Here is an 18,074-nt window from a genome sequence, read left to right as displayed (position 1 = left end):
CTGTGCCGGTTCAGGCCCGGGTGAACGCGGCGGTGTTCTCGTGGGCCCACTGGCGGAAGGTCCGCGCGGGGCGGCCGAGAAGGGTCAGGGTGGTGTCGTGAACGGGAGCGGGCCCATGGGTCGCGGCTTCCCAGAGGTTGAGCAGGGAGGTGACGACAGGAGCGGGCATGTGACGTCCCATCTTTTCCTCGGCCTCGGCGCGGGTGATCCGCTCGACCACGATCTCGCGGCCGAGGGCCTCGGCGAGGACGGTGAGCTGCTCGCGGAAGGTGAGTGACTCGGGGCCGGTCAGGGTGGGCGCGGAGCCGGTGAGGGAGCCGCCGGCCAGGGCCTCGGCGGCGATGTCGGCGAGGTCCTCCGGGTGGACGGGTGCGATGTGAGCGTCCGGGTGGGCGAGTTGGATCGGCAGGCCCTGGCCGATGAAGTACGCCCAGCCGAGGGAGTTGCTGGCGAAGGCATCGGGCCGCAGGAAGGTGCAGTTGAGGCCGGAGTCGGCGAGCGCGCGCTCGACGAGAAGGCTGTGGCTCGCGAGCGGGTCGTTCTCGGCATCGGGGCCGAGCACGGAGGAGGAGGAGAGCAGGACGACGTGTTCGACGCCGGCCGCTTCGGCGGCCTCGGCGAACGCGTGGATGCCGGCGGGCTGGGGATAGAGGAAGACCTGCTGGATGCCGTGCAGCGCGGCACCGAACGCCTCGGGGTGGTCGAGGGCGAGCTCGGCGCGCTCGACGCCGTCGGGGACGGTCAGGTCGCCAGGGCGGGCGCTGGCGGCGCGCACGGAGTGCCCGGCGGCGTGCAGGCGGGCGATGACGCCCTGCCCGACCTTGCCGCGAGCGCCGGTGACGAGGGTGGTGGTCATGGGGAGGAGTCCGTTCGTTTTCGTCGAGTGGTGAGGGCCGACGGGCCCGAGTGAGCTCACCTCAGCAGGATGAGTGCTCATCCACATATGCATGATGTCTTGCACACGTTTTCATGTCAACACATGTCTTCGTCGGTTCACGCATGCGGATAGGCTGGCCGCATGACGACGAAGCCCGGTCCGGGTGAGGGTGAGGACCTCCTGAACGCCGTGGGGCCGGCCTTCGGGCGGCTGCGGCGCTCCTCGCTGCTCGATGTCGAGGACCCGATCTCCCAGAAGGACCTCAGTCGGACGCTGGTCCTGCGGGTCATCCAGGACGTCGCGCGTCACGACGGCCGCGAGGTGACCGTCGGCGCCGTCGCCGAGCACTTGGGCGTCGATCCCTCGGTGGGCAGTCGCATGGTGTCCGACTGCATCTCCGCCGGCTACCTGGTCCGCGCCGCCTCCCAGCAGGACGGCCGCCGGACGGTCCTGCTCCTCAGTCCCGAGGGCGAGGACCTGATGGAGCGCTTCCGCCAGTACCAGCGTTCGGCCTTCGAGCAGATCACCGCCGAATGGCCCGACAGCGAGCGACTGGAGTTCGCTCGCCTGATGGTGAAGTACGTCGAATCCCAGGACGCCCTGCGCACCCGCGTCCGCCGCACCCCTCGCTGACACACCTGTGGCCCAGGTGTCGCCGTCCGCGCTGTCGGGTGTCCAGGGTCCGTTCCCCGCCGAGGGCGTCACCGCGGGAGCGCCGCAGGCCGTCCAGGTCGCCGGTGGCACCTGCGGCACAACTCCCCTAGGTGAGGCGGCCGAGCGCCTCCGCAGGGTTCGGGCCGGAGCCGAAGCCGCTGAAAGAAGCCAGGAGGGTGAGGCGTGGTCGTGCGATGTCTACGATGAGGTCATGAGCGGGAGCCTCCAAGTATCAGGTGCACATGGCTCGCAGGTGGCCGAGGGGGATGAACGGCTGGATGTCGCTGCCGGGATCCTTGCTCTGTTGGCCGACCGGACCCGGCTCGCGCTGCTGCAGCGGCTGAGTGAGGGGGAGGCGGATGTGACGACGCTGACCGAGGCGGCCGGTGCGGCGCGTCCGTCGGTCAGCCAGCACCTCGGGAAGCTGCGGCTGGCCGGGCTGGTGTCCACGCGCAAGGACGGGCGCCGGGTCGTGTACGCGTTGCGGCACGGGCATCTGCGGCGGCTGGTGCAGGAGGCGCTGAGCGTGGCCGATCACCAGATCAGTGGGCTGCCGCCGCACGACTGAGCTGCGCCGCGTCATCCCTTGCGGGTGTCCGTCGGGGAGTCTTCTTCTTCCCAATAGGTGCACACGTACGCACATGTTGTCCTATCCTGGAAGGGACCCCACCGGCCCGCGCCGCCTCGGCGCGCTCCGCACGAACGGAGTCCCCGATGCTCTCCGTCCTCCGCAACCGCACCTACCGGCACCTGTTCGTCGCCCAGGTCGTCGCCCTCGCCGGGACCGGCCTGGCCACCGTGGCGCTGGGCCTGCTCGCCTACGATCTCGCCGGGGCCGACGCCGGGTCGGTGCTCGGCACGGCGCTGGCGATCAAGATGGTCGCCTACGTCGGAATCGCTCCGGTCGTGGCCGCGCTCGCGCACCGGATCCCGCGCCGACGGCTGCTGGTCGCCGCCGACCTGGCCCGCGCGGGTGTGGCGCTCGCGCTGCCGTTCGTCGGTTCGGTGTGGCAGGTCTACCTGCTGATCTTCGTCCTCCAAGCGGCTTCGGCCACCTTCACCCCGGCCTTCCAGTCGGTGATCCCCGATGTGCTGCCCGAGGAGCGCGACTACACCCGGGCGCTGTCGCTCTCCCGGCTCGCGTACGACACGGAGACCCTGGTCAGCCCAGTACTGGCGGCCGCGTTGCTCGCGCTCGTCGGCTACCGGTGGCTGTTCTGGGGGACGGTGATCGGCTTCCTCGCCTCGGCGGTCCTCGTCGTCTCGGTGGTCCTGCCCGCCGCGGTCCTGGCCGCGCGGAGCAACCCCGTCCCGGCCCATGGAGGCACCGGCGCGCGTTCGGTCGGCGCGCGCTCCCTGGCCGGGATCCGGCTGTTCCTCTCCGTGCCGCGCCTGCGGGCGCTGCTCGCCCTGGACCTCGCGGTGGCCGCCGGCGGCGCCATGGTGATCGTCAACACGGTCGTCTACGTCCGCGAGGAGTTGGGCCGCCCGGCGAGCGACGTCCCGCTTGCCCTCGGCGCGTACGGCGGAGGCTCGATGCTGGTCGCGCTGCTGCTGCCCCGGGTGCTGGACCGGGTCGCCGACCGAACGGTGATGCTGCCGGCCGCCTTCGCGGTCGCGGGTCTGCTCGCCGCCCTGGCGGTCGTCACCACGGCGGGCGGCGGGGCGTGGCGCTGGCCCGCGCTGCTCGCCCTGTGGGCCGGGCTCGGCGCGGCGGGTTCGCTGATCCTGACGCCAGGTGGCCGCCTGCTGCGGTCCGCCGTCCTGCCGGCCGACCTCCCGGCGGCCTTCGCCGCGCAGTTCTCGCTCACCCACGTCTGCTGGCTGCTCGCCTATCCGCTGGCCGGCTGGCTCGGTGCCACCGCCGGGCTCCCCGCCGCCACGGTCGCCCTCGCCGTCCTCGCTCTGGCCTCGGCTGGCCTGGCGGCCCGGGTCTGGCGCACCGGGCCCACGGTCGCCCGGTCTGTCGCCGGCGCGGTGGCGGACACCGCGCCGGCCGTCGTGACGGTCCGCCCCCACCACCGCCAGGCCCGTCGGCCCGTCCACCGGCGCCCGCTGCACGCCCCGTCCGGTCGTGCCCTGGTCCGGCATCACCACCACCGCCACCCCGCGGCCCCCTGAGGGTGACCGCCCGCAGCGCCCCCGGGAGCCTTCGCTCCCGGGGGCGCTTCACGTCCTGCCACCTTCCTCATGCCCGCACTTTGCAAAGTGTGACTTTGCAAAGTGCGGGAAGGGCTGCCTGTAGCGCGCTGAGCTGCTGGTGCGTCATCGGTGCTTTGCAAATAGCTCCTCTTTGCAAAGTGCCGATGGGGAAGCGCGAGGACGTAAAGGCCCGCCGCGGCGCAGCCGTGGCCCGCCCCCGGTCCGGGCCGTCCGCACGTCGACGGTCCTGGTGACGCCCGCCCGTCGAGGTCGTTGCCCCAGGCAGGTGGGTGCGGTCCGCGCCGACTTCTAGGCTGGTCCGCGAGTGCCGGTAGGCGGGAGGAAACGTTGGCAGGCCAACGGGCCGGTCCGCGCCGCGTGAAGCGCCCCGCCGGGCAAGGACGACGCGCCCTGGCGCCCGATCGGAGGCTGATTCCGGAATCGGGGTGGCCCCCGGGCTCCAATGTTGATTCATGTTCGATATTGTTTGTTCATGTGGTTGAAGGGAAGCCCCAGGAGAGGGAGCACGTCATGGCCCCAACGGTGACCGACGCGACCGGCCAGCCCGGCGCGAACGGGTCGGCAGGCGCGAGCGGAACGGCCGCTGCAAGCGGAACGACCGGCACCGCCGCGTCGGCAGGCGCGAGCGCTCAGGCCGGCGCAGGTGCTCAGGCCGGTACGAGCGGGCAGGCCGGTGCGACGACCAGGACGGTCACCGAACTGGCCGACGGCCGCGAGCTGATCTACTACGACCGGGGCACGCCGCCCACCGCCAGGGCCGTCGCCGACCTGCGTCCGCTGGACGCCGTCGCGCCCTCCTCGGAGGTCCGGCAGGATCCGATGACCGGCGCCTGGGTGACCGTCGCCGCCCACCGGCAGGCACGCACCTACCACCCGCCGGCCGACGAGTGCCCGCTCTGCCCCAGCCGCGAGGGCCGGCTGAGCGAGATCCCGGCCGGCGACTACCAGGTGGCCGTCTTCGAGAACCGCTTCCCCTCCCTCGCGGGCGAGCCCGGCACCCACCCGGTGCCGCCGGCCCTCGACGACCCGCTGCACAGCCGCGGGCCGGGCATCGGCCGGTGCGAGGTGGTCTGCTTCACCGCCGACCACGACGCCTCCTTCGCCGACCTCGACGAGGACCACGCCCGCCTGGTGCTGGACGCCTGGACCGACCGCACCGCCGAACTCTCCGCGCTGCCCGGCGTCCGGCAGGTCTACTGCTTCGAGAACCGCGGCACCGAGATCGGCGTCACGCTCGCCCACCCGCACGGCCAGGTCTACGCGCTGCCGTTCGTCCCCCCGCGCACGGCCAAGATGATCGACCGGGCCGCCCGGTACCGTGCCGCCACCGGCCGCAACCTCTTCGACGACCTCGTGGCCGCCGAGCGCGCCTCCGTCGGCAGCGGCTCCGTCGCCAGCGCCTCCGCCGACAGCCCCGCCGGCAACTCCCCGAGCGACTACCCCGAGGACAGTCGGGTCGTCCTGGCGGGGGAGCACTGGACCGCCTTCGTGCCCTTCGCGGCCCGCTGGCCCTACGAGGTCCACCTCTTCCCCAACCGCCGCGTCTCCGACTTCACCGGGCTGAACGAGGACGAGCGCGCCGAGTTCCCGCGGATCTACCTCGACCTGCTGCGCCGCTTCGACCGGCTGTTCGGTGACGGCGAGCGGCAGGTCCGCGCACCCTACATCGCCGCCTGGCACCAGGCTCCGGCCGGCCACGAGGACGAACTCGCCCTCCACCTGGAGCTGTTCACCGTCCGACGGACGGCGGACAAGCTCAAGTACCTGGCCGGCACCGAGTCCGGCATGGAAGCCTTCATGAACGACGTCGCCCCGGAGTTCGCCGCCCGGCGGCTGCGCGAGGTCGGTCAGGCCCCCGCAGCTGTTTCGACCCCCGAGACGGCCCCCGACACGACCCCCGACACGACCGCCGAGGAAGCGCAGCGATGACCCCCACGTCCCCCCCGCCCCCGTCCGCCGCCTTCGAGGAGCTCTACGGCCACGCCCCCGAGGGCGTCTGGGCGGCGCCCGGCCGGGTCAACCTGATCGGTGAACACACCGACTACAACGACGGGTTCGTCCTCCCGATCGCCCTCCCGCAGGCCGTCCGCGCCTACGCCCGCCGCCGCGCCGACGGCGTGCTGCGCCTCGCCTCGACCCGGGTCCCCGGCGAGGTCGTCGAGCTGGACGTCGCCGGGCTGGCCCCGGGCGGCGTGTCCGGCTGGGCCGCGTACCCCGCCGCGGTCGTGTGGACGCTGCGCGAGGCGGGCCACGCGCTCGGCGGCGCCGACGTCCTGCTCGACAGCGACGTGCCCGGCGGCGCCGGCCTCTCCTCCTCCGCCGCGCTGGAGTGCGCGGTCGCGATCACCTACAACGACCTGTACGAACTCGGCCTGGAAGCAGCCGAACTGGCCCTGGTCGCGCAGCGCGCCGAGAACGACTTCGTCGGCGTCCCCTGCGGGATCATGGACCAGATGGCCTCGATGGCCTGCACTGCCGGGACCGCCCTCCACCTGGACACGCGCGACCTCTCCGCCCGGTACGTGCCGCTCGACCTGGCGGGTTCGGGCCTCACCCTCCTGGTGCTCGACACCCGGGTGCAGCACGACCTCGCCGACGGCGCCTACGCCGCTCTGCGGGCCGGTTGCGAACGCGCCGCCGCGCTCCTGGGGCTGCCGGCGCTGCGGGACCTCTCCGCCGCGGACCTCCCCGCCGCCCTGGACCGGCTGCCGGCCGAACTGGTCCCGCTGGTCCGGCACGTGGTGACCGAGAACGGCCGGGTCGAGCAGACCATGCGAGAGCTGGAGCAGCACGGCCCGGCCGCCCTCGGGCCGATCCTCACCGCCGGCCACGCCTCGCTGCGCGACGACTACCGGACGTCCTGCCCGGAGACGGACCTCGCCGTCTCCGTCGCCGTCGCGGCCGGGGCGCTCGGCGCGCGGATGACCGGCGGCGGCTTCGGCGGCTCGGTGATCGCCCTGACCCGTACGGCCGACGCGGACGCGGTGGCCGAGGCGGTCACCGAGGCCTTCCTGGCGGAGGGTTGGGCCGAGCCGCACGTCTACCGGGCCGTGCCCTCCGCAGGCGCCCGCCGGGAGTCCTGACCGCCCGCGCCGCGCCCCGCGACCCCGCGACCACGCCTGCGCCGCCACCCCGCGACCGCCGCCACCCCGCCCCCGCCGCGACCCCGCGACCGCGTCCGCCCCCGCCGACCCCCGGCGGGGGCGGACGCACGTCAGGGCATCGCCGGATCCTCGCCAGGGTGGTCCCGCCGGACCCAGGGTCGGAACGGGCCTGGTCCGCCAACTGTCCGGCGGCGAGGCTGGGCACATGACCAACAACCACCGGAACACCCCCACCACCCCTGCCGGCGAGATCACCCCGGCCGCAGGGAACAACCCCACCGCCCAGGATCAGGACTTCGACGGCCGGACCGTGCTGGTCACCGGCGGCACGAGCGGCATGGGCCTCGCCACCGCGCGGGTGTTGCTGGAGCGCGGCGCCAACGTGGTGATCACGGGCCGCGACGACGCCCGCCTCGCCCGCGCCGAAGCCCGACTCGCCGAGGCCGCACCGGCCGGAGCCGGACTCGCCGCAGGCGAGCGGGTGTTCGCGGTACGCGCCGACTCCGCCCGCCCGGCCGACCTGGCCCGGTTGGCCGAGCGGGTGGGGGAGCGGTACGGCCACCTGCACGGGGTGTTCGCCAACGCCGGGGTCGGTGTCTTCGAGACCCCGGCCGAGGTGACCGAGGAGAGCTTCGACCGCACCGTGGACGTCAACTTCAAGGGCGTCTTCTTCACCGTCCAGCACGCCCTGCCGCTGCTGGAGCAGGCCCCGGGCGGCGGCGCCGCGATCGTCCTCAACGCCTCCTGGACCCTGCACCGCGGCCTGCCCAACGCCCCGGTGTACGCGGCGACCAAGGCCGCCGTGCACAACCTCGCCCGTACCCTCGGCAGCGAGTTCGCCGGGCGCGGCGTCCGGATCAACTCGGTGAGCCCGGGCTACATCGTCACCGGGATGTTCCACGAGGTGATCACCGAACCGGCCCAGCAGGAAGCCGTGCGGGCACGGGTGCCGCTCGGCCGGCTCGGCGAGGCGGCGGACGTCGCCGAGACCGTCGCCTTCCTGCTCTCGCCCCGGGCCGCCTACATCACCGGCCAGGACATCGTGGTGGACGGCGGCGTGGTGGCGGTCGCGAGCCCCTGGTGACGCGCGGTTCCCCGGCTCCACCCCGGTCTGCCTGGTCCTGGCAGGGCCAGGCAGACCGGGCGCCGAACGGACAGAATGACGGCATGAGCGCGAACCGAACGAGCCGCCCCGACCCCACCCCCGGCACCGCCGTGAGCGCCGTGACCAGCGCCGTCCCCGGCATTGCCACCAGCGTTGGCGCTGCGAGCGGCCTCGCCGAGTTCCTGCGCACCCGCCGCTCCCGCCTCCGCCCCGAGGACGTCGACCTCCCCGACTTCGGCGGCCGCCGCCGGGTGGCGGGCCTGCGCCGCGAGGAGCTCGCCCAGCTCGCCGGTGTCAGCGTCGACTACTACACCCGGCTCGAACAGGGGCGGGTCGGCAACCCCTCCGACGCCGTGCTCGACGCCGTCGCCCGCGCGCTGCGCCTCGACCCCGAGGAGGCCGGCCACCTGCACCGCCTCGCCCGCACCCGCCCGACCCGGGCCGGTGGCGCCGGAGGTACCGGTGGCGCCGGTCGCAGCCAGGCCCGGGGGGCCGCCGCTCCGCAGAAGGTGCGGCCGTCGATGGTCCGGCTGCTCGACGCGATGCCCGACGTCCCCGCCGTGGTGATGGGCCGCCGGATGGACATCCTGGCCTGGAACAGCGCCGCTGTCGCCCTCCTCGGCGACTACGGGACACTCGCCCCCGCCGAGCGGAACATCGCCCGGATCACCTTCCTCGACCCGGCCTCGCGCACCCTCTACGACGACTGGGTGGCCTGTGCGCGCGAGAACGTCGCCTTCCTCCACCTGGAGGCCGGCCGCCGCCCCGACGACCCCCGGCTCGCCGAGCTGATCGGCGAACTCTCGGTGCGCAGCCAGGAGTTCCGCCAGTGGTGGGCGGAGCACCCGGTGCGCGACAAGACCTCCGGCCACAAGGTGTTCCACCACCCGCTGGTCGGCCGGATGGAACTGGTCTACGACACCCTCCGCTCCGCCGACGACCCCGACCAGGCCCTGGTCACCTACACCGCCGACCCCGGCAGCCCCTCCGAGGACGCCCTGCGGATGCTGATCTCCTGGGAGGCCGACCGCATCGCCCGGCCCCGCTAGCCTTCAGGCTCCTGGCCTCCCGACGGCTCCGGCCGTCCCTCCGGCCGTCCGTTCAGCTACCCCTCCGACCGCTCGTTCGGCCGGTAGTTCGGTCCCGCCTCCTCGATGTACGTCAGCAGGGCCGACCCCGCGGACGTGACGTCCAGGTCGACGACGACCTCCTCGTCCTCCCAGCGGCCGTGCTCCGAGATGACGAGGCCGATCAGGGCCACGTCGCCCGCCCGACCCCGCAGCTCGTACTGCTCGATCGTCTCGCCGCGCAGCCCGTCGTCCGGGTCGTCGCGCTCCCAGGCATCCACCGCGGCCTGCGCCACGGCCCGGGGCAGCCGCACCGTCACCCGGCCGACCTGGGAGTGGACGTGCTCCCCGATCGCGGCCAGCACCTTCGATTCCTGCCGGTACAGGGCGTACCGCTCCTCATCCACCATGGGGGCGACGCTACTCGGACCGCCGGACCCGGTTCGACCGAATTCCACCGGCCGACCCCGGCCCACCGGTCCACCGGCCGACCACCGCCCCCGGCGCACGCGTGACCACGCACGCGGGACCATCGGCCCGCCCGGTTCCACCCGTCCGGCCCTGGTGGCGGGCCCGGTCCGGGGGTGGGATGGAGGTGACCGGGGCCCGGGGGGGTCGGGAAGCGGCTCCGGCGGCACGAAGGGCAGGAGTACGAACATGAAGGCCGCCGTCGTCCACGACTTCACCCAGCCGCTCGTGATCGAGGAGCGCCCGGTCCCCGAGCCCGGCCCGCACCAGGTGCGGGTGCGGATCGAGGCCTCCGGTCTGTGCCACACCGACATCCATGCCGCGCACGGCGACTGGCCGGTGAGGCCGACCCCGCCGTTCGTGCCCGGACACGAGGGCGTCGGCATCGTCGAGGCGGCGGGCGCCGAGGTCCGGCACGTCACGGTGGGGGAGCGGGTGGCGATCCCGTGGCTGGCCGATGCCTGCGGCCGCTGCGACCACTGCGTCTCCGGCTGGGAGACCCTCTGCACCCGGCAGCACAACAGCGGCTACTCCGTCGACGGCGCCTACGCCGAGCAGGCCCTCGCCCACGGCGACTACGTCGTCCCCGTCCCCGACGGCCTCGACCCGCTGGACGCAGCCCCGCTGTCCTGCGCCGGTGTCACCACCTACAAGGCGCTCAAGGTCTCCGGCGCGGGCCCCGGCACCCGGGTCCTGGTCTCGGGCATCGGCGGCCTCGGCCACCTCGCCCTCCAGTACGCCCGCCTGGCCGGCGCCGAGACCGTCGCCGTCGACGTCACCGACGACAAGCTCGCCCTCGCCCGCGAACTCGGCGCGGACCATGTCCTCGACGCCCGGGTCCAGGACGTCGCCGCCGAGGTCCAGAAGCTCGGCGGTGCCCACGCCGCGATCGCCCTCGCCGTCAGCAACGCCTCCTTCCAGGCCGCCTACGCCTCGCTGCGCCGCGGCGGCACCCTCGTCCTGGTCGCCCTGCCCGCCGAGGGCAGGCTCGAACTCCCGGTCTTCGACACCGTCCTGAACGGCACCCGGGTGATCGGCTCCATCGTCGGCACCCGCCAGGACCTCGCCGAGGTCTTCCGCCTCCACGCCCTCGGCCGCACCCGCGTCATCCGCGAGACCCGCCGCCTCGCCGACGTCAACACCTGCTTCGACGAGGTCCTCTCCGGCCGCACCCCGGCCCGCCTGGTCTTCGACCTGCGCTGACTCCTCGTCGTCCCTTCGACCCGGTGCCCGCCCCCGTTGTTCGGGGGCGGGCGCTTCGGTCTCCGGCCCCTCCCGTGACCTGCGCCGATGTACAGAACGGGACACGTCCGGCGCGCGCGGAAACGGGATTGCCAGCCAGGATCGCCACGCACTAACGTTCGACCGCGCACCGATCGCCGAGGCGCGAGCACGTCACCTGACGCGCGGTCGGAACACGCACCACACTCGGACAAATCCTCTCGTTCGCGTCAATTGCGGCAGACAGCCGACGATCGACCGCGACCGAGGGGTCCCTGCTGCGAAGGCGAACTGACACCTCATGCGAGAAACCCGTTCATCCGCGCCGCCGCGCGGCCGGTCGGCGAGGCACCTGGCGCCGCTGCTCGCGATCGGCCTCGTGCTGGCAGCCCCCGGAGCCGCGTTCGCGGATCCCGGCGCGACCCCGACCGGCGTCCCGACCGGCGTCCCGACCGAGGCCCCGACTGGAGCCCCGACCAGTGTCCCGACGGCCCAGGATGCGGCACCGCCGGCCGAGCAGGCCCAGGCCCAGGCTCCGACCCCGGCCCAGGCCGCGGACGGTCCCGCACCGTCCACCCCCAGCAAGCTGTCCGTCAAGCCACAGCCCGTGGGCCAGGGCGGCGACGGCTGCGGAGCCGGCGCGCCCGGGTGGATCGGCAAGACCGTTCCCCTGTCGGACGGCACGTCCGACGTCCGCCTGAACGCCTGGAGCGGCGCTGCGCAGCCCGGCGTCGGGACCGTCACCGTCGGCTTCCGGGTGTGGGACACCACGGCCGGCGAGCCCGGTGACACCGGTGGTGTCACGCGGACCAGCCAGAGCGTCGTCGGCACCGGAGGCTGGGGACAGGCCACCGTCGGCCGCGTCCTCGCGGACGGCCACCAGTACGGCTGGAACGCCTGGACGACCGGCGGCGGCGTGAACAGCCCCGTGACGGCGGACTGCGCCTTCAAGGTCGACCTCTCCGCGCCCACCCTGGCGTCCATCGCGCCTTCCTCGGTGTTCCCGCCGCAGGGCAGTGGCGCCAAGCCCACCGGCCACGCCGGTGATCCCGGCATCACCGTCCGGGTCACCAGCAAGGACCCGGTGCCTACCGGCTGCGCCGACGGCTGCCTCGCCAGCGGCGTCCGCGAGTTCCAGTACACCCTCGATGGCAGTTGGTCCGGCGTCACCGGCACCGTCCCGGCTTCCCTGGCGGCGGACGGCACCGCGTTCGCCGATGTCCCGATCAGCGTCGGAGCCGGCAATTGGGGCTCGCACCAGTTGACGGTCAGCGCTGTCGACGGGGCCGGCAACTCCGATCCGCGGACGGCAATCTACAACTTCTACGCGCCGGCGAAGCTGGACCGCCCGGACGTGGCCGGCGACGTCGACGTCGACGGCGTACCCGACTTCCTGGCTCCGACCGCCGACGGCTCGCTGGCGCTGTTCCGCGGCGGCAGCGGTGCCGCGTCCGAGCCGGAGACGGTGTCCCCGGCCGCGAGCAGCCCCCTGCACGACGACTGGAACAACTACCTGCTGGCCCACCGAGGGGCCGTCGTCGGGCAGGGCGACTCGCTCTTCGCCTACCACAAGGGCACCAAGCAGCTCTTCCTCTACGCCAACGACGGCAACGCGACGCCGAACCCGGTGTTCGGGCGCTTCACCCGCTCCGTCGGTCCGGTGGGAGACAGAACCCTCTGCGACAACGGCATCGACGGCACCTGGAACCACATCACCCGGATGGCCGCCGTGCAGCGGGGCACCGGCGGGGCCGGGCTGGTCACGGTCGAGCAGGGCCACCTGCGGTACTACAGCAACACCCGCAGCGGCTTCAACAACTGCCTCAATGCCGGTGTCGAGCTCGGTGCCCCGGGCGACGACTGGAGCGGCTTCACCCTCATGTACCCGGGTGACATCAGCGGGATTCCGACGCTCTGGGTGCGTGACACCGTGACCGGGGCTGTCTCCAGTCTGGTGCTGCCGCTGGACCCCAATGGCTGGCCCCTGGACGGGTTCGCGCCGCTGCCGCTGCCCGCCCACAAGCCCCTGCTGTCCGCGCTCCAGGGCGACGGCGGCGCGAGCCTGTGCGCCGATATCGACCACGGCCGGACTGGCAACGGCACCGCCGCCGTGCTGGGTGCCTGCTCGGACCAGGGCGCGGCCTCCAGCCAGGCGTTCACCCTGGGCACCGACGGTTCGGTGCACGTCCTCGGCAAGTGCCTGGACGTCACCGACGCGCTGACCGAGAGCGGTTCGCCCGTCAACCTGTGGGACTGCAACAACAGCCCGGCCCAGAAGTGGGTCGCCGGTCCCCACCCGGGCACGCTGATGAACCCGAACGCGGGCAAGTGCCTCGACGCGCCCGGCACCGCCGGGCCGGGCACCCACCTGGTGATCGGCGACTGCCAGGACGCGGCGAGCGACCGGTGGACGGTGCCCGCCACCCGCGCGGTGCTTCCGCTCGGGCTCGCCGCCGGTGTCGCCCCGCTCGTGGACTCGCCCGGTGACTTCGACGCGGACGGCCACGCCGACCTCGTGGTCGCCTTCGCCGACGGCCGCAAGGTGCGCTACCCGGGCATCGCGCCGGAGGGGGACCTGCCGCGCTTCGGTGAGCCGCGGGCGCTCTCGGCCCAGCCGGCCGGTTACAACATCGGTTCCATCCACGCCCAGGGCCGCTGCCTCGACAACTACGGTGCGTCGAACAACAGCGCGCTGCGCCTGTACGACTGCTGGAACGGCGCCAGCCAGGACTTCTGGTTCGCCTCCGACGGCACCCTGCGCACCGGCGGCCGCTGCGTCGGCGTGGAGGACAACCGGACCGACTGGGGCGCGCCGGTCGTGATCACGGACTGCCAGGCCGCCACCGGCCAGGTCTGGACGTTCCGCGAGGACGGCTCGATCTACAACCCCGCCTCGGACTCCTGCCTGGAGCTGCCGGGCTGGAACGACGCCAACGGCACGGCCGTGGGCATCTGGCAGTGCTACGGCAACGCCAACCAGCGCTGGACGCTGACTCCCAACACCGCCTGACCGTAAAGCCGGACTACCCCCCCCGGGCCCGCGACGCACTCCGCGTCGCGGGCCCGGGCCGTTCGTGCGCCGCTCGCGCTCCCGCCCGCCGGGACCGGTCCGTCCGGTGTATGGCCGCCAACTCGCCCCCGGGCCTAGCATGTTGACGGGGGACACTGGGGGAGCGATGAACGAACTCTTCACGACGCTCGACCGGGCCGCCGGGCGCACTGCCGCCGGGCCGGGGCTGGACGGTCTGGTGGGCGGGCTGCTGGCGGAGGTGGCGGACGGCAGACGGGTGCTGCGGGCGGTGGACCATCCGCTGGGGTTCTACTGTCTGCCGGTGCTGCGCGAGGGCGCGCTCGGGGTGTGTGTGCACGTGTTCGACCCGGTCAGGGCTGCCGGGCGGCGCGAGATCCACTGTCACAGCTGGGAGCTCAAGAGCAGCGTGCTGTACGGGCGGGTCGGCAATCTGCGGGTCGGTGTGTACGACGAGGCCGTGCGGCCGAGCCATCGGGCCTTCGAGGTGTACAGCGACGCGGCCGCCGGGGTGGACGAGGTCCGGCCCACGGCGCGGCTGGTCCGCTGGGAGCCGTTGGGCGAGGAGGTCAGCGGGCGGGGCGAGACGTACACGCTGGCGGCGGGGGAGTTCCATGTCACGGCGCTGCCGGACGGCCGGGCCGCCGCCACCGTGGTGCTGGGCCGCACCGTGCCGGGGCCGGTGGACGTGGTGCTGGGGCCGGTGGACGGGGGTGCCCGGCGGGTGGTGCGGCGGTTGTGCGACGCGGACCGGACGGCCCGGATCGCGGGGGAGGTCGCCAGGAGGATCGGTGGACGGTACGTCGGCGGCCCCGGGTGACGGGACGGCGGCGGCCCCGGGTGACGGGACGGGCGGGTTCGCGGAGGAGTGCCGGGTGGCGGTGGAGGCCGCCGAGGCGGCGGGCGCGCTGCTGAGGTCGCGCTTCCTGGACGCCTTCCGGGTGGACAGCAAGGGCACGGACGGCGACGTGGTCACCGAACTCGACCTGCTCGCCGAGGAGCTGGTCACCCGGCGGCTGGCCGGGCGCTTCCCCGCCGACCGGATCCGGGCCGAGGAGGGCGGCGAGGTGGCCGGGCCGCCCGGCAGCCGCCGCACCTGGCTGGTCGACCCGCTGGACGGCAGCAACAACGTGGTCGTCGGCCTGCCGGCGTACGTGGTGGGCATCGCGCTGTGCGTGGACGGGGAGCCGGTGCTCGGGGTGGTGCACGACCCGGTGGCCGGCCGTACCTGGCGGGCGGTGCGCGGCGCGGGGGCGTACGGGCCCGGGGGGCGGTTGCGGCTGCCGGTGCGGCCGCCCGGCGCCGGACGTCCCGTGCTCGGGTGGACGCAGGGGCACGGGGTGGGCGGCGACCCGGTGGCGCGGGCGCTCAAGGACGGGTTGGAGGGCGGTGCCCGCCGGGTGCTTCAGCTCTGGGCGCCGCTGCTGACATGGGCCCTGCTGGCCGGCGGGCTGATCGACGGCTTCGTCGGCTACCGGGCGGAGGAGATCGACCTGCCGGCCGGCTGCCTGCTGGCCACCGAGGCGGGGGTGCAGGTCCGGGGGCTGGACGGTGGACCGTTCAGCCCCCGGACCGGGCAGCCGGAGACGGCCCGCAGTTATGTCGCGGCGCGTCCGGAGCTGCTGCCCCACCTGCTCGACCTGGTCGCCGGGGCCGGCTGACACCTCGGCGGAGCAGCTCTCAGGCCGTCAGCGCCAGCGCCGCCGTCGCCAGGGCGACGCCGCCGACCGCCAGCACCGCGCTCGCCCCGGCCACCCCGCGCAGCGGCACCCGCAGGCCGGCCGAGCGGCAGCGCTCGTACCAGAGCAGGGTGGCCAGCGAGGCCCAGGGGGCCACCAGCGGGCCGACGTTGGTGCCGATCAGCAGCGCCAGCAGCTGGGTGTGGTTGCCCGCCGGGACCGCGGCCTCCCCGGCCAGGTAGACGGGCAGGTTGTTCAGCAGGTTGGACAGGCCCGCGCCGACCGCCGAGGCCCGGAACAGGCCGAGGGTGCCGCCGTCGGTGCCGATGGCGTCGGCGAGCAGCCGGTGCAGCCCGTGCGCGTCCACGGTCTGCACCACCAGGAACATGCCGGGCACCATCACCAGCAGCCGCCAGGGAATCAACGAGGCCCGCAGCGCCTCCGGCCGTCGCAGCGCGAAGGCCGCGACCACGACGGCCGCCGCCGCGCCCGAGGCCACCCAGAGCGGGACGACCGCCGCCAGGCTGGCCACCAGGAAGCCGATGCAGGCCAGCGCGCAGATCCGGAACAGCACCCGGTCCCCGGGCCGGTGGGCGGCCGGCGGCCGGTAGTCGTCCGCGCCGCGCCGTCCGCGCCGCCAGTAGAAGGCCCACAGGCAGGCCATGGTGGCCAGCAGCGCGGCCAGCTGCGGCGCCCACATGGCGCGGGCCAGGCCGGCCGGGGAGAGCGCGACCCGGTCGGCGGCCAGCAGGTTGGTGAGGTTGGAGACCGGCAGCAGCAGGCTCGCCGTGTTGGCCAGCCAGACCGTGGTCATGGCCAGCGGCAGCGGGGCGATGCCGACCCGGGTGGCGAGGGCCAGCATGACGGGGGTCAGCAGTACGGCGGTGGTATCGAGGTTGAGCACGGTGGTGGTCAGCGCGGCGAAGCCGACGCAGAGCAGGAACAGCGCGGGATAGCTGCCCCGCCCGGCCCGTGCCACCCAGGCCGCGACCACGTCGAACACCTCGGCGGCGCTGGTCAGCTCGGCGAGCACGATCACCGAGCCGAGGAAGGCCAGCAGCGGCACGATCCGTTGGAAGGCCGACCCGGCGGCGTCCGTCGGGAGGAGCCCGGTGGCGAGGAACAGCAGGCCGCAGGCGAGCAGTCCCGCCGCCAGCAGGTCCAGGGGATGAAGCCGTTTGACGGCGGGCCGGTATGCGAACACGGACGTCAGGGTCGCACACGAGGGGTTTCGGGGCGAGGCCGCCGTGCGAACATCCGGCCACCGCTCGACCGGGTGTTCGTGCCGAGCGACCGAAAAACCACCCGAATCCATTGCGGTGAAACAGGGTTGAGCCCCTCCCGATCGGTCATAAGCTCCTCCCATGGGGGCTCTTGACGCGATCCCGGGTGGCCCCGGGCCGATCGACTTCTTCATCAGCTACTCTCCGGCCGACGAGCGCTGGGCGGCCTGGATCGCCTGGACCCTGGAGGAGGCGGGCTACCGGGCCTTCCTCCAGGCCTGGGACTTCGTGCCCGGGACCAACTTCGTCGACTTCATGGACCGGGGCATCACCGAGTCCGCCGCGGTGATCGCGCTGCTCTCGCGCAACTACGAGCGCTCCCGCTACGGCCGGATGGAGTGGCAGGCCGCGCTGCGCGCCGACCCGGACGACCCGGAGCGGCGGCTGGTGACGGTCCGGATCGAGGACATCCCGGTGGACGGCCTGCTCGCCACCCTCACCTACATCGACCTGGTCGGCGTCACCGAGCCCGACCGCGCCCGGGGGCTGCTGCTCACCCGGGTCGCGCAGGCGATGGACGGCCGGGCCCGCCCCGAACTGTCCCCCGGCTACCCGGGCAACGGGAACGGCCCGGCGGCAGGTACGGGCACAGGCACAGGCACGGGCAGTGGCACCGGCACCGGCACCGCCCAGGACCTCGTCCCCGCCCCCCGCCCGGGCGGCGACACCGGCCGGGCCGGGCGCCGCCGCCCCTCCGCCCGGCCCGAGTACCCGCAGGCCGCCGGCCGCGCCGCCGGACGCGAGGCGGTCTCCGTCCTCCACCTGGCCGGCCCCGCCTTCGGCCGGGGCGCCGACCCGGTGGACCTCCAGTCGGCCCTCTGGGGCGACCTCGTCGAACTCGCCGACGCCGGAGCCCCCGCGCCCGAACTCGTCGTCGTCACCGGCGACCTCACCGCCACCGGCAGCCCCCGCGAGTGCGAGCAGGCGCTGACCTTCCTGACCGGGATCCGCTCCCTGCTCGGGCTCGAACCGCACCGGGTGGCCGTCCTGCCCGGCGGCCTGGACGTCAGCCAGGCCGCCTCCCGCGCCTACTTCGCCACCTGCGAGGCCGACGAACTGCGGCCCGCCGCGCCGTACTGGCCCAAGTGGCGGCACTACTCCCGGCTGTTCCAGGAGTTCTACCAGGGCCTGGACGTGGTCTTCGACAGCGCCCAGCCCTGGACGCTCTTCCCGGTGCCCGAACTCGGCACCGTCGTCGCCGGGCTGAACTCCTCGATGGCCTGGACCCACCGGCCCGAGGACCGCTACGGCTGGCTCGGGCCCGAGCAGGCGGCCTGGTTCGCCCAGGCGCTGCGCCCCTACGAGAACGACGGGTGGCTGCGGATCGGCGCGGTCAGGCACCCGGTCGCCACCGGTGACACGGCGCCCGGCCCCGCCGCCGAGGGCGTCGGACCGCTGCGCGACGCCGACCGCTTCACCCGCCTC

General features: G+C 74.1%; 15 protein-coding genes. 12 read left to right on the top strand and 3 right to left on the bottom strand.

Features of this window, described 5'->3' with window-relative positions:
• Nucleotides 1-10: 10 nt before the first annotated feature.
• The gene (locus BI06_RS29780) at nt 11-856 is read right to left on the bottom strand and encodes an NAD(P)H-binding protein (RefSeq protein WP_043472673.1); all 846 of its coding nucleotides are present in this window, start codon (nt 854-856) and stop codon (nt 11-13) included.
• Between the two features lie 162 nt (nt 857-1,018).
• Between BI06_RS29780 and BI06_RS29775 the strand changes: the two genes are divergently transcribed.
• From BI06_RS29775 to BI06_RS29745, 7 genes are all read left to right on the top strand, one after another.
• Nucleotides 1,019-1,510 carry a MarR family winged helix-turn-helix transcriptional regulator gene (locus BI06_RS29775; protein WP_043472670.1) on the top strand — a complete coding sequence of 164 codons (492 nt, stop codon included), beginning with the start codon at nt 1,019-1,021 and terminating at the stop codon, nt 1,508-1,510.
• Nucleotides 1,511-1,742: 232 nt separating this feature from the next.
• The gene (locus BI06_RS29770; protein ID WP_030396430.1) at nt 1,743-2,099 is read left to right on the top strand and encodes a helix-turn-helix transcriptional regulator; all 357 of its coding nucleotides are present in this window, start codon (nt 1,743-1,745) and stop codon (nt 2,097-2,099) included.
• A gap of 146 nt (nt 2,100-2,245) precedes the next feature.
• On the top strand, nt 2,246-3,652 hold the full coding sequence (locus tag BI06_RS29765; protein WP_082558740.1) for an MFS transporter: 1,407 nt from the start codon (nt 2,246-2,248) through the stop codon (nt 3,650-3,652).
• Between the two features lie 552 nt (nt 3,653-4,204).
• A complete protein-coding gene (locus BI06_RS29760) occupies nt 4,205-5,623 on the top strand; it encodes a galactose-1-phosphate uridylyltransferase (protein ID WP_082558739.1) in 1,419 nt (472 codons plus the stop codon).
• Nucleotides 5,620-6,777, top strand: a complete 1,158-nt coding sequence (galK, locus tag BI06_RS29755; protein ID WP_043472667.1) for a galactokinase — start codon at nt 5,620-5,622, stop codon at nt 6,775-6,777. Before BI06_RS29760 ends, galK begins: the two co-directional genes overlap by 4 nt.
• Before the next feature lie 226 nt (nt 6,778-7,003).
• Nucleotides 7,004-7,882 carry an SDR family NAD(P)-dependent oxidoreductase gene (locus tag BI06_RS29750; protein ID WP_082558738.1) on the top strand — a complete coding sequence of 293 codons (879 nt, stop codon included), beginning with the start codon at nt 7,004-7,006 and terminating at the stop codon, nt 7,880-7,882.
• An 83-nt stretch (nt 7,883-7,965) separates the two neighbouring features.
• Nucleotides 7,966-8,952 carry a helix-turn-helix transcriptional regulator gene (locus tag BI06_RS29745; protein WP_082558737.1) on the top strand — a complete coding sequence of 329 codons (987 nt, stop codon included), beginning with the start codon at nt 7,966-7,968 and terminating at the stop codon, nt 8,950-8,952.
• 56 nt (nt 8,953-9,008) lie between these two features.
• On the opposite strand, the gene BI06_RS29740 is transcribed toward BI06_RS29745, so the two are convergent.
• On the bottom strand, nt 9,009-9,380 hold the full coding sequence (locus BI06_RS29740) for a hypothetical protein (protein ID WP_051742108.1): 372 nt from the start codon (nt 9,378-9,380) through the stop codon (nt 9,009-9,011).
• 247 nt (nt 9,381-9,627) lie between these two features.
• Here BI06_RS29740 and adhP point away from each other — a divergent pair, with 247 nt between their 5' ends.
• From adhP to BI06_RS29720, 4 genes are all read left to right on the top strand, one after another.
• Complete coding sequence (gene adhP, locus BI06_RS29735) at nt 9,628-10,641, top strand: alcohol dehydrogenase AdhP (RefSeq protein ID WP_030396421.1); 1,014 nt, start codon at nt 9,628-9,630, stop codon at nt 10,639-10,641.
• A 319-nt stretch (nt 10,642-10,960) separates the two neighbouring features.
• Complete coding sequence (locus BI06_RS29730) at nt 10,961-13,669, top strand: ricin-type beta-trefoil lectin domain protein (RefSeq protein ID WP_043472665.1); 2,709 nt, start codon at nt 10,961-10,963, stop codon at nt 13,667-13,669.
• Between the two features lie 166 nt (nt 13,670-13,835).
• Complete coding sequence (locus tag BI06_RS48530; protein ID WP_030396419.1) at nt 13,836-14,507, top strand: hypothetical protein; 672 nt, start codon at nt 13,836-13,838, stop codon at nt 14,505-14,507.
• The gene (locus BI06_RS29720) at nt 14,479-15,348 is read left to right on the top strand and encodes an inositol monophosphatase (RefSeq protein WP_107113420.1); all 870 of its coding nucleotides are present in this window, start codon (nt 14,479-14,481) and stop codon (nt 15,346-15,348) included. Before BI06_RS48530 ends, BI06_RS29720 begins: the two co-directional genes overlap by 29 nt.
• 19 nt (nt 15,349-15,367) lie before the next feature.
• Here the strand turns inward: BI06_RS29720 and BI06_RS29715 are convergent, their stop codons facing one another.
• The gene (locus BI06_RS29715; RefSeq protein WP_233290321.1) at nt 15,368-16,570 is read right to left on the bottom strand and encodes an SLC13 family permease; all 1,203 of its coding nucleotides are present in this window, start codon (nt 16,568-16,570) and stop codon (nt 15,368-15,370) included.
• A 160-nt stretch (nt 16,571-16,730) separates the two neighbouring features.
• On the opposite strand from BI06_RS29715, the gene BI06_RS53920 reads away from it, so the two are divergent.
• The coding region (locus BI06_RS53920; RefSeq protein ID WP_233290320.1) for a TIR domain-containing protein at nt 16,731-18,074 on the top strand (1,344 nt) is incomplete at its 3' end.

It is taken from the genome of Kitasatospora sp. MBT66 (assembly GCF_000710405.2).
In the GTDB taxonomy this organism is placed as follows: Bacteria; Actinomycetota; Actinomycetes; order Streptomycetales; family Streptomycetaceae; genus Kitasatospora; species Kitasatospora purpeofusca.
Note: the sequence above shows the minus strand (reverse complement) of the source record. Positions and strands in the feature narration are given on the sequence as shown.